The following is a 13,755-nucleotide window of genomic DNA, read 5'->3' on the forward strand; positions in this document are numbered from 1 at the left end:
CGAATGTACCGTTGCATGTCCTATCGACGAGGAGCTGGAGTTGCCCCGGAATCACCATTGCGAAACGTTACGCTCGCATCATTCGCAGGTCAACCCTTTGTTTGCCACGGAAATGACCCTGATGAGTGACACGTGCGCCTGGAAGGCGAATCGTTTCAGCATCGGGCCCGTCTCAGCGAGTCGATTGGTCCCGCTGGATCGACGAGCGGGTCGCTCTATTTGAAGGGCCCGAAGTACCGGCACGGACCCGGGCGGCAGCGCCAGGGCATTGTCAGTCCTGCCAGGCGGTGCCGATCTTCCCGGAGACAGCGGAGTCGGCAAGTCGACATGCCTCTGCGGTGTCGCTGGGTGGGTGGGAAGCCATGGGTGACGATGTCGGCAGGGTGCAGTCCCCACCTGTCGAGTCATTCCAGCGATCTGTCATGTTCACTGTTGAGGTCACCCACGATCGACTTCCGCACCATCGAATTATGGCGCAGACGACGTCACTCCCCCGAGCGACATAGCAAGCTGGGCAGACCCGCCATAAGACAAAACGTTATGACATGCCTTACGAGGCGTGAAGATAGTTCCTCCTTTGCGGAGCTAAGCCTTTGCGCCCTACGGACACGCGGATTCGCACCAAGTGATGGATCAGGCGGGATCCCCACACAGTTGATTTGCGCTGCGTGGCGTTCTATTCTGAGTGAAACGTTTCGCCTTACTGTTAGCTCAAGGAGTCTCATGTCTGCCGCTGGTCTGCCTGTTGTCATTGATCCTGCGACTGCGCCTTCTCGCACCCTTCGCCCCGGTATGAGGATTCCCGCAATCGGAATGGGCACCTTCGGATCCGACCATTACGGTCCCGCCGACATCGCGGCGGCGGTGATGCAAAGCCCGGCTGAGGCTCCTGTGCCAACCGCCGTTCATATGGATTGGCCCAGGGGTTCAGTCGCTCAGCCGCCGAACCGACGCACCGATCTCCAGGTGCCCCGGAAGCTCCAGAACGACGCGGCTCCTCGGCCCGTCCGGATTGTCCAGCCGGGCATTCATTATTCGAGCGGCCTCGGTTGCGATCTGTTCGACGGGCTGCACGTAGACCGTCAGTTTCGGGCGCGTTACCTGAGCGAGCTCCACAGAGTCGAAACCGACGAGGGAGACATCGCGCCCGAGGCGGAGCCCCGAGTCGTTCAGGGCGGCCACGGCGCCTACGGTCAGGTCGTAGTTCCCTGCGAACACCGCAGTCGGGCGCGTGTCTGCCGCGAGCAATCGCATCATCGCCGCATATCCGGAGTCCACGTTGAGAGGGGCGCGTTGGATGTGGTCTTCGGCGATTGTGATGCCGGCAGCGCGAGCGGCCGCGAGGAAGCCGTCAAGCCGGCCCTGCAGGCTCCACATTCCTTCTTCGCCCACCAGGGCGCCGAGGGTTCGGTGGCCGTGGTCAATCAGGTGCTGGGTTGCAACCTTGCCCGCCTGCACGTTGTCAAGGGTGACGGAGTCCGCGTCAAGGCCGCTTGGGCACCAGTCCACGGTGACGACAGGGATGCCAATCGAGACCGCGGTCTCGAGCGCCGAGGAGTCCGCCAGGGCGGGAACGCCGATGATGCCGTCGACCCTTCTGCTGAGAAGCAACTCGACTGCATTGACGCTGGACGGAGTTCCGTCCTGCTCGTTGGAGGTCAGGAGCACTCCGATGCCCTGACTGCGCAGGTACTTTTCGATTCCGACGACGATCTCGAGGTGGAAGGGAACCTGGAAAGAGGGCAGCAACACGCCGACGGTTCGAGTCACACCGCGCCTCAAGCTGCTGGCGAACGCGTTCGGTCGATAGTTCAGTTCCGCGGCCGCCGACTCAATCACTTCTCGGTTCGAGGAAAGAACGTTTCGCCCGTTGTAGTACTTCGAAATCGTCGCCAACGACAAACCGGTCAATCGCTGGATGTCCTTGTAAGTTGCGGGAGATCTGCTGCTTGTCGACAATTTCGATCCTTCGTATCGCGAGTTATGGGCACCGTTCGCGCTCATAACGATGCTATCCCGAGTCTACCCATGATCCGCGAACCTTTAGTCGTTTCGCTCTGTCGCACAATCATGATCACTTACCAGGCAGGCGCGAAGCAGCGTCTCGCCAAACCACGCCAAGGAGAGAGTAATGACCGATAGTCCCACCCTGCCCGAATGGGCCAGACAGTCCACCCTGGGCATTTTCATCCACTGGGGGCCGTACTCGGTTCCTGCATGGGCCGAGCCGACTGGCGCATGGGGCGCTGTACCCGAAGAGAAATGGTTCTCCCACAACGCGTACGCCGAGTGGTACGCGAACACATCCCGGATCGCGGGATCGCCGGCGGCGCTACACCATGCCGCTGAGTACGGAGACAACACGTACGACGCCTTCCTTGATCGATGGAACCCCGACCAGTTCGATCCGTCCGAATGGGCCCGGCTGTTTCATCGGGCCGGTGCGGACTATGTCATCCCCGTCACGAAGCATCACGACGGGGTGACCCTGTGGGACGCGCCCGGTGCCGGCAGGCTGTCCACGGTCGCTCGGGGACCCAAGCTCGATCTCCTCGCTCCGCTCGCTGAGGCTGTGCGCAATGAGGGAATGCGCTTCGGGGTCTACTACTCGGGCGGGCTTGACTGGGCCTTCACGGATTTCCCTCCTATCGAATCGATGTCCGATGTTACCGAGTACCGCCCCAACGACGCGGAGTACGCCGAGTACGCGACCGCACACGTCCGTGACCTGATTGACCGTTACAAGCCCGCAGTGATCTGGAACGACATCGAATGGCCGGACGCGGGTAAGGCTGACGGCTCTCTCGTGCAACTGCTGGAGTACTACAAGAGTGTGGTGCCCGACGGCATCGTCAATGACCGATGGGGCGCACCAGTGTGGGACTACCGAACCAGCGAGTACTCGCACGATACACAGAACGAGCGGGGGGTCGGCTGGGAGCACAACCGCGGGCTCGGGTTTTCGTTCGGTTACAACCGCACAGAGGATGAATCCTTGACGCTCTCTGCGCGCGAGCTTGCTCGCGTGTACGCCGACATAGTTTCGCGCGGCGGCCGTCTCCTGCTGAACATCGGGCCCGAGGCCAGTGGGCGGATTCCCGACATCCAGCGCCGGACCCTCGAAGGGTTCGGCGAATGGAGTCAGAATCTGAAGCCCTACACGCTCGACAGGTCACCGATTGAGCCCGGCACTGTAACCATCACCGGCAGCGACTGGTGGGTTGCGTGGCGCCACCGCGACTCCATCGTCGTGGTGGCGGACAACCCCCTCTCCATTGTCCGCACGGATGAGGGCCTCAACGCGGTCATCGTCGGGCTGCCAGCGGCTGAGGATGCAGCATTGAACCCGAAAGCAAAGCGTTTCTCACCCGCGGACCGGTGAGGGAGAACGACATCTAGCAAGAATCGAGACACTCAACTCCGGCGGTTTTTACGCCGACGGAGCGAAACGATTCATCCTACAGAATCACCGATGTCACACAGCAATCACAAGGGAGTGAAAATGCACCAGAACCAGGTTCAGCGGGGGGCACGCACGCCCGTTGCCTCAATCAGTGCCTTCATAGGCGTGACTGCGCTCCCCCTCGCCGGCTGCACCATCTCACCCGCACCTTCGGCGTCGGATGGGAAGCCCGAGGGATGGGGCCATCATACTTGTCACACGAAACGATTCGCTATAGAATTTGTAACAGCCCGAGCACCACAAAGGAGTGAAGTGTGAATCACAGTTCCCTGCCGAGCGATTTCACGGCGGAGATGACTCGGCCGCCGCATATCTCGAAGAAGAGAGGCGCTTCATGGCGTTGACGAAGGAAAGACCCCTAGCAGCCGAACGTGCCTCCGTCGCAGGTCGGCCCCCAAGCCCGCGGCGGACCACGCGTCCTCAATTCCGCATCACCGTGTGGCTGGCGCTGCTCCCGCTGATCGCCGTATTGGGAGCATTCGCTTACTTCCCGGCCCTCTCCTCCATCTTCTGGTCATTCTTCAACTGGGCGCCCGCTGGCGTCTCCACCTTCCTCGGCGGCGCCAACTATGCACGCATGATGAACGACGACACCTGGTGGCGCTCGTTCGGCAACCTCGGCATCATCTTCGTGTTCAACCTCGCGTCGTGGATCCTACCGCTGCTTGCCGCAGAGCTGCTCGTCACCCTCAAGAGCGACCGATGGCAGTACGTGATCCGCACGCTGCTCATCATCCCGATGGCCTTCCCGGGCGTCGTGACCGCGCTCATCTGGGGCTTCTTCTACGACCCGAACGCCGGGCTGTTCAACCAGTTCCTTCGTGCGATCGGTCTGAAGGCGTTCGAACAGAACTGGACGGGCTCGCCCAGCACGGCGCTCGTCGCGCTCCTCCTCGTCGGCTTCCCGTTCATCGCCGGGCTGCCGTTCCTCATCTTCTACCAGAGCCTGCAGAACATCCCGAAAGAGGTGCTCGAGGCCGCCCAGCTCGACGGCGTCGGCCGCTGGGCACGACTCTGGCGGATCGACCTGCCGCTCATGGTGAGCCAGATCCGTATCCTATTCTTCCTGGTCGTCGTGGCTACGCTGCAGTACGGCTTCGTCGCCTTCGTGCTCACCTCGGGAGGGCCGGACAACGCGACCATGGTCCCGGTGCTCTACATCATCAACCAGGCGTTCAGCGCCGGGGACTGGGGCTACGCGGCCACTCTCTCCACCACGCTGTTCGCGATCACCCTCGCCCTCAGCCTGTTCTCGCTCTTCATCGGGCGACGCAGCGCGGGCGCAAACGACGGAGGTGAAATGTGAGCACCGTTACCACACGGCTCGCTCAGCAGCAGCCAGGGAAGATCCGCAACCGGTCCCACCTGCAGGTAGGCATCAAGGCCGTACTGATCCTGCTGGTCGTGGTCAGCCTCGCGCCCTACGTCTTTATGGTCATCACGTCGGGCAAGACGAACCAGCAGTTCGCGGACAGCTTCTGGGCGCCGGTCTTCCCGTTCCACTTCGAGAACTACGCCGTGGCGTGGAACCAGATCGCGCCGTACCTTGGCAACACCTTCTACGTGGCCATCGCCTCGATCATCCTGATCGCGGCCATCGGCTCCGTGGCCGGGTTCGTGCTCTCGCGATTCCGATTCCGCGGACGCGGTGTGGTGTACGCGCTCGTGCTCGCGCTCATGGCGGTGCCCGGCATCGTCAACCTGATCCCGCTGTTCATCATGATGAAGGACTTCGGCATCCTGAACACCTACGTGGTGCTCGTCGTGCCCTACGTCGCGGGCGGTGTCATCCTCGGCACGGTCATCATGCGCAACTTCATCGAGTCGATCCCGCAGTCGATCTACGACGCTGCCCGCATCGACGGGGCGTCGAACTTCCGCCTGTACCGCTCGATCACCCTCCCGCTGTCGCTGCCCGTGCTCGGCTCGATCACGCTGATCACGCTCAGCACGGTGTGGAACGACTTCTTCTGGCCACTTCTCGTGATCACCGACGACAGCCTGCGCACTATGTCGGTGGGGTTGCAGTTCTTCCAGGGCCAGAACGCCATCGAATACGGACCACTGATGGCCGGATATTTCCTCGCCAGCCTGCCGCTCGTCATCCTGTTCACCTTCCTGTCCAAATACTTCCTCGCGGGGGTACAGGGCGGCCTCCCCGGCGCGCACTAGGGCGCCGACCCCGAATTTCCGAGACGAACTCTGTCTCCTTCCGAAAGCACTGAATCGCACCACAACGCCCCACCCGCTCACCCGCTCCACCCCCAACCCAATCAAGGAAGATTGCAATGTCACAGCCCAAACGCCTCGTGCGACCCAAGGCGCTCGTCGCCGCGGTCGGCACAATCGCAGCAGCAGCGCTCGTACTGACCGGATGCTCGGCCGGATCCAGCTCCGACGACAAGGTCACCATCACCCTCGCCGGCCCGAACCAGTTCACCGACCAGACCAACACCTTCGGTCCGGCCTGGGACAAGCTGATCACGCAGTTCGAGAAGGACAACCCGAACATCACCATCAAGACCAACGTGCTGCCACTCTCGTCGTTCGGCACCACGCTGAGCACGCAGCTCACCGCGGGCACCGCGCCCGAGCTGATCTTCAACCAGCCGGCGCCCAAGCCGGACCAGGTGATGAACCTCGATAAGTACCTCGCCGAGAAGAACCCGTTCGACCCGAACTCGAAGACCTGGCTCGACGGGTTCGACAAGAACTACTTCGGTGACGCTCAGCGCGATGGAACCGGCCACCACACCTGGGTGCCGTTCAACCTCGTTACCGTCGGCATCTTCTACAACAACGACATCCTGAAGAAGGAGGGCATCTCCCCCTCGCAGCTGTCTACCTTCGACGGATTCACTAAGGCGTGCACCACGCTGAAGGAGGCGGGCATCGACCCGCTGGCCACCGACAAGGGCACGCTGGCCTCCATGTGGGCGACCACCGCGATCCAGTCGACCATGCTCGACCCGCTGGCGGACAAGATCAACGTCTTCGGAGGCGACGGCAACGCGGGTACCGCGAATCCTCTGGCCACGAAGAGCCTCGCGAAGGGAATCCTAGACGGCTCGCTCGACGTGAGCACCGACCCGGCCGTTGCCGACTCGGTCAAGATCATCAAGAAGTGGTACGACGCCTGCGCGACGCCGAACTGGTCGGGCATCCCCGCGGCCGGCGCCTTCACCGGCAGCACGGCCTTCCCCGGTGGCAAGGCCGCCATGGCGTGGGGCACCAACTTCTCGGCCGCCGGGCTCTCCACGGTGAAGTTCGACTGGAGCACCGTGCCATTCCCGACCATCTCGACTAAGGACTCGAAGTACGCTTCTGGCGCGCCGGCATCGTTTGGAACGGGAGCAGGTGGCACCTCGTACATGATTCCCGCGTACATCAAGGGTGCGAAGCTGGATGCGGCGATCAAGTTCCTCCAGTACATGTCGAGCCCGAAGGTTGAGAACTGGCTCGCGGAGACTGGAAGCATCCCGGCTATCACCAGCGCCAAGGCTCCGACGACAATCGAGGCACTCACCTCCAAAGACTGGTCCGCACCGGCAAAGCTGAGTAACGGCGCGCTGCTGACGCCAGCCGCCCAAACGGGGCAGAACTTGCTTACTGGCTACCTGATCGGTTCTAAGACGCTCGATGAGTACCTGGCCGCGCAGCAGGCGTCGAACGTCACCTGGGCACACGAGCAGGTCACCAACAACAAATGGACAGACGTGGGCTAGCCCCGATCTGCCCTGCAGGCTCTGGAAGGCGGGCGACGATCGCGTACCACCGCGAAAGTCGCCCGTCCTCCGGGTCTTGGGACAGCTCTACTCTCTCCACCCGGATTGCGAGGATATCTGGTGGTGAGTATCCGCGATGTCGCGCAGCATGTGGGGACCGCCGTGCACACAGATTGGCCCAGAGGTTCAGTCGCTCAGCCGCCGAACCGACGCACCGATCTGCAGGTGCCCCGGAAGCTCCAGAACTACGCGACTCCTGGACCCGTCCGGATTGTCCAGCCGGGCATTCATTATGCGAGCGGCCTCGGTTGCGATCTGTTCGACGGGCTGCACGTAGACCGTCAGTTTCCCGGCGCGTTGGATATGGTCTTCGGCGATTGTGATGCCTGCAGCGCGAGCCGCTGCGAGGAAGCCGTCGAGCCGGCCCTGCAGGCTCCACATTCCTTCCTGCAGGCTCCCGGCAGCCGCACCATCCCCGTTGGTTTGCTGGACTTCAAGGGGCAGTTTGCGAGTAACACCGGCGCGCTCTTCGCCGGGCTGACGCTCGCGACGATCCCGCTGATCATCGTCTACCTCGTGTTCAATCGCACCATCAGCAAGGGCGTTGCTCTCGGCGGAGTATTCCGATAGCAGCGAGAGCTCGCTCGCGATTCCAAATTCGCCGATCCAGGAACAATTATGCAGCTTCATTTCATTGACATCGACACAGGTCCTCAGCAGCTCCGGGTAGTCCCGTGGAGCGAGACGATCCTCAAGGTCTCGCTTTCGGGCCCGTTCTCCACAGGGACGCCACTGAGCGGCGCAGTCGTCGGAGAGTCGCCGGGCGCCCAGTCCCGAGTCAGCAGCACTGAGGGTCGCAGCATTCTTGAAACACGTGATCTTGCAGCCGAGCTCGCTGCGGACAACGACAGCATCGTGTTCACCCGCAACGGGAAGCTGGTGACAACACTCCAGAACATCAATCCAGCGCTTGCGCCGAGAGCGGTGTACAAGCCACTCCGGCCCGAAGACGTGAACGTAGAAGTGACCTCGGGGGCAGACGGGATGAGGAGCACGCTGGACGCGGTAGACAGAGAGTTCGACCGCACTGCGTACACCGGCGTACTTGAGTTTCGCACCGATCCAGATGAGCACCTATTCGGACTTGGACAGCACGAGGAGGGGCATTTCGACCTCCGAGGACAGCATCAATACCTCTACCAGCACAACCTGAAGATCTCCATACCGATCCTCCTCTCGAGCAGGGGGTACGCGGTCTTCGTCGATGGCGCCAGCGCTATGGAGTTCTCGGACGGGTCCGGCGCCTTCACCATCTCCTGCTCCTGCGTGGACCGGCTCGAGTTCTACCTCATCTTCGGCGATACCTTCGACGAACTCATTGACGGCGTACACTTCTTGACCGGCCGACCTCCGATGCTCCCGAAAGCGTTGCTGGGCTACGTTCAATCGAAGGAACGCTACGTCGACCAGACGGAGGTCCTGGACACCATCCGAGAGTTCGGCGACCGCAGCATTCCTCTGGACGTGATCGTCCTCGATTGGCGGACCTGGCCCGAAGGGCTTTGGGGGCAGAAGAGCTTGGACGGTGATCGCTTCCCGGATCCTCGCCTCATGATTGAAGAGGCCCATGACGCGGGAGTGAAGACGATGTTGTCCATCTGGCCGAAGATGGCCGGGAACGGGCCCGATCAGGAAGAGTTCCGCCAGGCTGGTCTTCTGCTCGGCGACGGGATGACCTACAACGCGTTCTCAGAGGAGGCACAGAACCTCTACTGGGATCAGCTCGAGCGCGGAGCCGGCCGGTTCGGCTTCGACTACTGGTGGGCCGATTGTTCAGAGCCCTTCGAGGCGGATTGGTACGGTGCTACTGTCGGCACCACGGCGGAGCGCGCGGCGATCAACGTCGGCTTCGCCGAACAGTTTCTCGATGCCGGACACATCTCGGAGTACTCGCTGAGCCACATCGAGGGCCTACATCGAAATCACTCGGTGCGATCAGGCAAACGTTTCGGGCTGCTCACACGTTCCTCATTCCCTGGCCAGCAGCGCTACGGTGCCATCAGCTGGTCTGGCGACGTCTCAGGTACCTGGGAGAGTATAAGGACCCAGATCGCGGCCGCCCTCAACCTCATCGCCACCGGCCAGCCGTACTGGACTTTCGATATTGGCGGATTCTTCGCTGTCTCGAAGCCAGAATTCTGGTTCTGGAAGGGGGCGGCCACTGGCCATTCGGTGGATCCCGGGTACACCGAGCTCTACGTTCGGTGGATGCAGCTAGGAGCGCTCATGCCCGTGATGCGCTCGCACGGCACCGATCTTGCACGCGAACCCTGGAACTTCGGAGAGGCTGGAGACCGCGCTTACGACAGCATCGTGGCTGCCATCGAGCTACGCAAATCCCTCGAGTACTACTTGTACGCCGCGATGGCAGAGTCGGCACGTTCCGGACGAATGTACGTTCGGATGCTGCCCTTCGACTTTCCCAACGACGAGGCCTCCTACCAAGTAGCCGACCAGTTCATGCTTGGCCCCGATCTCCTATGCGCTCCTGTGATCAACGCCGCTGCAAATGGTGGGAAGCAACGCTCGGTGTGGCTGCCAAGCGGCTCGGGATGGTACGAGTTCGGGACTGGCATCAAGCACATCGGCGGCTCGTGGATAGATATTGCCACGGACCTGGATACGGTCCCTATGTTTGTGCGCGAAGGAGCCGTGGTTCCGATCGTCGAGAACGAGGGGATCGTTCTGCAGGTGTACCCCGGAGCAGACGCAGGGACAGAGATCTACGAAGACGACGGAGAGACGAACGACTACCTCGACGATGGGTACCGCCGTCGCTCGGTTGTGTGGGAAGAACGAACGAGGCACATCACCGTGCAACCTGCGGTTGGTCATTGGAGAGGGCCCAGTCTGCCCATTCGTGCGGAGGCTCTCGATGGGGGCGAAGTGGTTCTCGAAATCCGGTAGCGCCACAGCCAAATGTTGAAGACAGCGTAAGGATGTAGAAATGGCGAAACGTGCATCGATTTTCGATGTGGCGGCGGCCGCAGCCGTCTCCGTCTCGACAGTCTCGAATGTAATGAACAAACCCAGCACAGTCGCCGGGCCCACTCGGGAGCGGGTCCTGCTCGTGATTAGCGAGCTCGGCTACGAACGCGACGAGAACGCAGCCTTGCTTAGGCTGGGCAAGAAGGTGATCAGGCGCCAGCCCACCTCGGGGCTGCCGGCTCCTGACCCTGTTTCCAAGCTAACACCATCGAAGGGGACTGACGTGGGACCAGCGGATGGAGGGACTTCGGCGCTCTTGAGTCAAGACTGGCGGAAACTTCCGTTGTCAGGAGCCGTCCATGTCGCTAGTTACGGGCAAGAAGTCGGTGGCGGGATCGTGGAAGCGAGCCTGCCCGATGGTGCCGGTGCATGGGTGAGGTTCGACGACGGGCGCGGCCGCCTCCTGTTGATGCAAGAGGACGGCTACTCCTTGTGCAGCAAGAATCAAGCCAAATGAAAGATTTGGGGTGGTCACCACCTCAAATGTGGCGCTTCCGAATGCTGGCCACGCGTCCACACGTTTGGGTGTTCTGTACACAGTCAGAGGCCCAAATGGCTTCTGACCTGCCGAAACCCTGTGTCTGAGGTGGACTCGAACCGCATCCCGGCCCCTGCAAACACCGGGAACCCGCGAAGACACAGGAAATCCGGCCCAGTCTGGCGGCGGCACAGACCTCGCACGGAACAACCGGTCGCCTACATCTGCACTTTCTAGGAGAGCTTGGTTCTGCTGTCTAGGTCTCGTTCCATGGTGATGCCATAAGGGATTTCGCTGCATAGGTTCACGGTGTACAGGCCAGGTTCATGGCGGGTCACGAGTACCCCTTCCCAGCCGTCCCTTCTTGAGTGGGTGTGGGCCAATCTGACGGCGATGCTGATGCCGTCGTCGATTTCTGTGGTGGTAAGCCCCGTGATGTGGAAATAGCGGTCGGCTTCTATTGTGGTGATCATTGAACTCCCTGGTGTCCATTTGGTAGTCGCCTCTGACGTTGATGCCGGAGGTCCGCGTCACTGTGGGATGGTTGGCAAGCTCAGTCGGGAAAGAAAGATGGACGGTATCATGCCCACCTGAGGGCGGCCCACTCGAAGAATGGACCGCCCTCTGGCTTCGCTATATTGGCCTGTCGGGGCAGCTGGTTTCTTTCTGATTAGCGATTCAGCTGCCGACTACTTGAACTGTTTCTGTTTCATTGAGAGTTACCTCAAGTGGCTGGGCTTGACGGAACCGCCTTAGGACGTTTCCTGTCATCTTCGCGACGTTGTTGTCGTAGTTGTTATGGGAGAGAGACGCCGTGTAGGCGATCGAACCGACTGAGAAGAAACCTCCCCCTCCTTCCAACGGGCAGTAGACGATGTCCGATCGGACGCCTGGTTGCTCGGTAGCGCCGATGCCGGGAATGGACTCGTACACTTCCTCTGCAGCCAGGAGGTAAGCGTCCGACAGCGGGCCTGACGTTGCAAGGACCAGTGTTCCGGGGGGCGAGCCGAGGCCGGGCTGGTAGCAGTCGACTTCGGCGCCGGCGGCGCCGCCCCCCATGATTCCGAACTCGCCGATGCGCTCGTCTGCACCGATTCCCTCGAAGATGAATGCGGCTTCCGGAGCGTGGCTGTCTTCAAGTCGTTCGTAGTAGGTGCAGCGGTCAAAGCCCTGCGCGGCGAATCCCACTCCGGCGAGTTTCTGTGGCGGTAGGCCTTTGTTCCTCCAAATGCCTGCTAGCTCGCCGGAGGTGGCGTGGCGTTTGTCTCCGTACGGGGACTGGTGGGGGCGCGTGCCGCCGTCGGAGCGTCGGAGTTCCATCAGGTGTGGCTGTTCTGGGTCGAATGAGACGGTGGCGTAAAACCCGTTGCCGCCCAAGTACATCAGTCTCCCGCCCTTGGAGGTGAATCTCTCCAGGGCGGTGAGTTCGTTGCGTGTGACGTACTCTGGGTGGCTGCCGGTGATGACTACCCGGTAGTCGCTGAGGAGACTGTATCCTTCGCGGTCAAGGTCTTCATCGGTGATGGCGTCGTAGTCGCAGTTCTCGGTTTCGAGCCAGTGAACGATGCACAGGTCTGCGGGCAGTCCCCAGACGCCTTCGGCCTGGAACCACGCCCGGTGTTTGGGCTGGAGGGTCAGGATGGGCTTGCGGACGCTTCCGAAGACAACTCCGGAGCCGTCGTTGTGGATTTCATAGCAGGAGCGGCCGAATTCGGGATGGTCCTGGAGGGTGAGGTCTTCGCGGTCCAGGATGGGTGTCCGGCTCACAATGATCTCTGCGCCGTCGGCTTCGAAGGCAATGCGGTCGTTGGCGTACGCGAGGTATGTTGCTGTGGAGAATAGCACGGCGACGTCGTTCTTGTTTTCGCCTGCCCGGACGAAGAAGGGAAGGTATTGTTCTGCGCCCTCGGCGGTGAGTTTGGCGGCGTATACGCCGCTAGGCAGGTCAGAGGGAACGTCGAGTGTGAACGCTGTCGGCCAGCCCGCGTCGGTGATGTCGTCGTCGTGGAAGTGGATTGCGTCGTACTCATCGGGGACAAGCCGGAAGTCGTCCACGAGACCAGTGAAGGAGTGTCCTGCGACGGCCCGGGTTGGTGCGTTGTGACACGTTCCGTGGAGCCGGTTTGGTGATTCGTCGATGACGTCCCACAGGAGCAGTCCATCGTCACGGTGACTGCGCCCAAAGTGCCAGTCAGCAAGGGTCTCGGTTCTGGTGGGCGTGCCTCGTTCAATGGAGACGTCGCCGATCTTGCCATTGAAGCCGTTTGCTGCGAGCCACCGCTCGCCGTCCCGACGCGCTCCGGCGCCGATTCGGAATGGGGCTTCGGGTGCGCTGGCTGCAGGGGCGGCGTCTGCGACCTTGTCTTGGGATTCCAGAGGCAGTGCGTGGTCGGTGTACCGGTTCATGATGTTGGACAACGGTGCCTGGGTCAGATGGATCTGCCCAGCTGCGGTGTCCACCTCGACCCGCAGGCTGTACCAATGGTGTCCTTCCAAGGGGTTCTCAAGAGCCAGTGACTTCACGGTACCCTGTTCGCTCCAGAGGAAGGTGGGCCGGCCGGCGTCCAGGACAAGTGCGTAGCCGCTCGAGGACTCTTCATCCCAGTTGCCCAGGATGACCTGCCTGTCGCTGCCTCCTCCGAATGAGTTCTGAGTAACGTGGTAGGCGCCATAGTTGCCGGAGCGGGAGCTCAGGGGCAAGGTGGGGTACACCTTGGCCTTGATGACCAATCCGTTCGGGTCTGTCAACAGCGAGGACGGGTCCGCCACCTCGACATAGGATCCGGGCTGGCACGCGTACTGCGTGCCCTGCTTTTGACCATCGAATTCTGATGCAACCGGAGTTTCCAGGAAGCCCGGTCCGGCTTCCCCGGTGAACCCGTGCCGTAGACGGACAAGTGAGGCTTGATATGCAGAGGGTCCCTCGCAGCTGACGTGGAAGGAGATGCTTTCACCTGGGCGGGCGGCAAAACGGTCGGTGTATCCGAAGATTTTCGGGTCGACGCGGATCTCGGTTGCGGGTGCGGCTTCGGCAGTCATGG

General features: G+C 61.6%; 10 protein-coding genes. 7 read left to right on the top strand and 3 right to left on the bottom strand.

The window, feature by feature from the left end; genetic code table 11:
• Positions 1-927: 927 nt before the first annotated feature.
• Positions 928-1,770 carry a LacI family DNA-binding transcriptional regulator gene (locus AC1DRE_RS01965; protein WP_476983095.1) on the bottom strand — a complete coding sequence of 281 codons (843 nt, stop codon included), beginning with the start codon at positions 1,768-1,770 and terminating at the stop codon, positions 928-930.
• A 361-nt stretch (positions 1,771-2,131) separates the two neighbouring features.
• Between AC1DRE_RS01965 and AC1DRE_RS01970 the strand changes: the two genes are divergently transcribed.
• The 7 genes from AC1DRE_RS01970 to AC1DRE_RS02000 all read left to right on the top strand — a co-directional run bounded on the left by AC1DRE_RS01970 (position 2,132) and on the right by AC1DRE_RS02000 (position 10,693).
• Positions 2,132-3,382 carry an alpha-L-fucosidase gene (locus AC1DRE_RS01970; RefSeq protein ID WP_476983096.1) on the top strand — a complete coding sequence of 417 codons (1,251 nt, stop codon included), beginning with the start codon at positions 2,132-2,134 and terminating at the stop codon, positions 3,380-3,382.
• Positions 3,383-3,797: 415 nt separating this feature from the next.
• On the top strand, positions 3,798-4,769 hold the full coding sequence (locus AC1DRE_RS01975) for a carbohydrate ABC transporter permease (protein ID WP_476983097.1): 972 nt from the start codon (positions 3,798-3,800) through the stop codon (positions 4,767-4,769).
• On the top strand, positions 4,766-5,635 hold the full coding sequence (locus tag AC1DRE_RS01980) for a carbohydrate ABC transporter permease (RefSeq protein WP_476983098.1): 870 nt from the start codon (positions 4,766-4,768) through the stop codon (positions 5,633-5,635). The genes AC1DRE_RS01975 and AC1DRE_RS01980 overlap by 4 nt, the downstream gene beginning before the upstream one ends.
• A gap of 116 nt (positions 5,636-5,751) precedes the next feature.
• Positions 5,752-7,188 carry an ABC transporter substrate-binding protein gene (locus AC1DRE_RS01985; protein WP_476983099.1) on the top strand — a complete coding sequence of 479 codons (1,437 nt, stop codon included), beginning with the start codon at positions 5,752-5,754 and terminating at the stop codon, positions 7,186-7,188.
• A 123-nt stretch (positions 7,189-7,311) separates the two neighbouring features.
• The gene (locus AC1DRE_RS01990) at positions 7,312-7,818 is read left to right on the top strand and encodes a hypothetical protein (protein WP_476983100.1); all 507 of its coding nucleotides are present in this window, start codon (positions 7,312-7,314) and stop codon (positions 7,816-7,818) included.
• Between the two features lie 48 nt (positions 7,819-7,866).
• Entirely contained in the window at positions 7,867-10,155 is a 2,289-nt protein-coding gene (locus AC1DRE_RS01995) for a glycoside hydrolase family 31 protein (RefSeq protein WP_476983101.1), read from the top strand.
• 40 nt (positions 10,156-10,195) lie between these two features.
• Positions 10,196-10,693, top strand: coding sequence for a LacI family DNA-binding transcriptional regulator (locus AC1DRE_RS02000; protein WP_476983102.1), 498 nt, complete (start codon positions 10,196-10,198; stop codon positions 10,691-10,693).
• 254 nt (positions 10,694-10,947) lie between these two features.
• On the opposite strand, the gene AC1DRE_RS02005 is transcribed toward AC1DRE_RS02000, so the two are convergent.
• Positions 10,948-11,187 (bottom strand): hypothetical protein, encoded by a 240-nt coding sequence (locus tag AC1DRE_RS02005; protein ID WP_476983103.1) that lies wholly within the window; start codon positions 11,185-11,187, stop codon positions 10,948-10,950.
• Positions 11,188-11,392: 205 nt separating this feature from the next.
• Positions 11,393-13,753: a N,N-dimethylformamidase beta subunit family domain-containing protein gene (locus AC1DRE_RS02010; RefSeq protein ID WP_476983104.1), complete on the bottom strand. Its 2,361-nt coding sequence runs from the start codon at positions 13,751-13,753 to the stop codon at positions 11,393-11,395.
• Positions 13,754-13,755 lie beyond the last annotated feature (2 nt).

Source organism: Arthrobacter sp. P4_H3 (assembly GCF_056400885.1).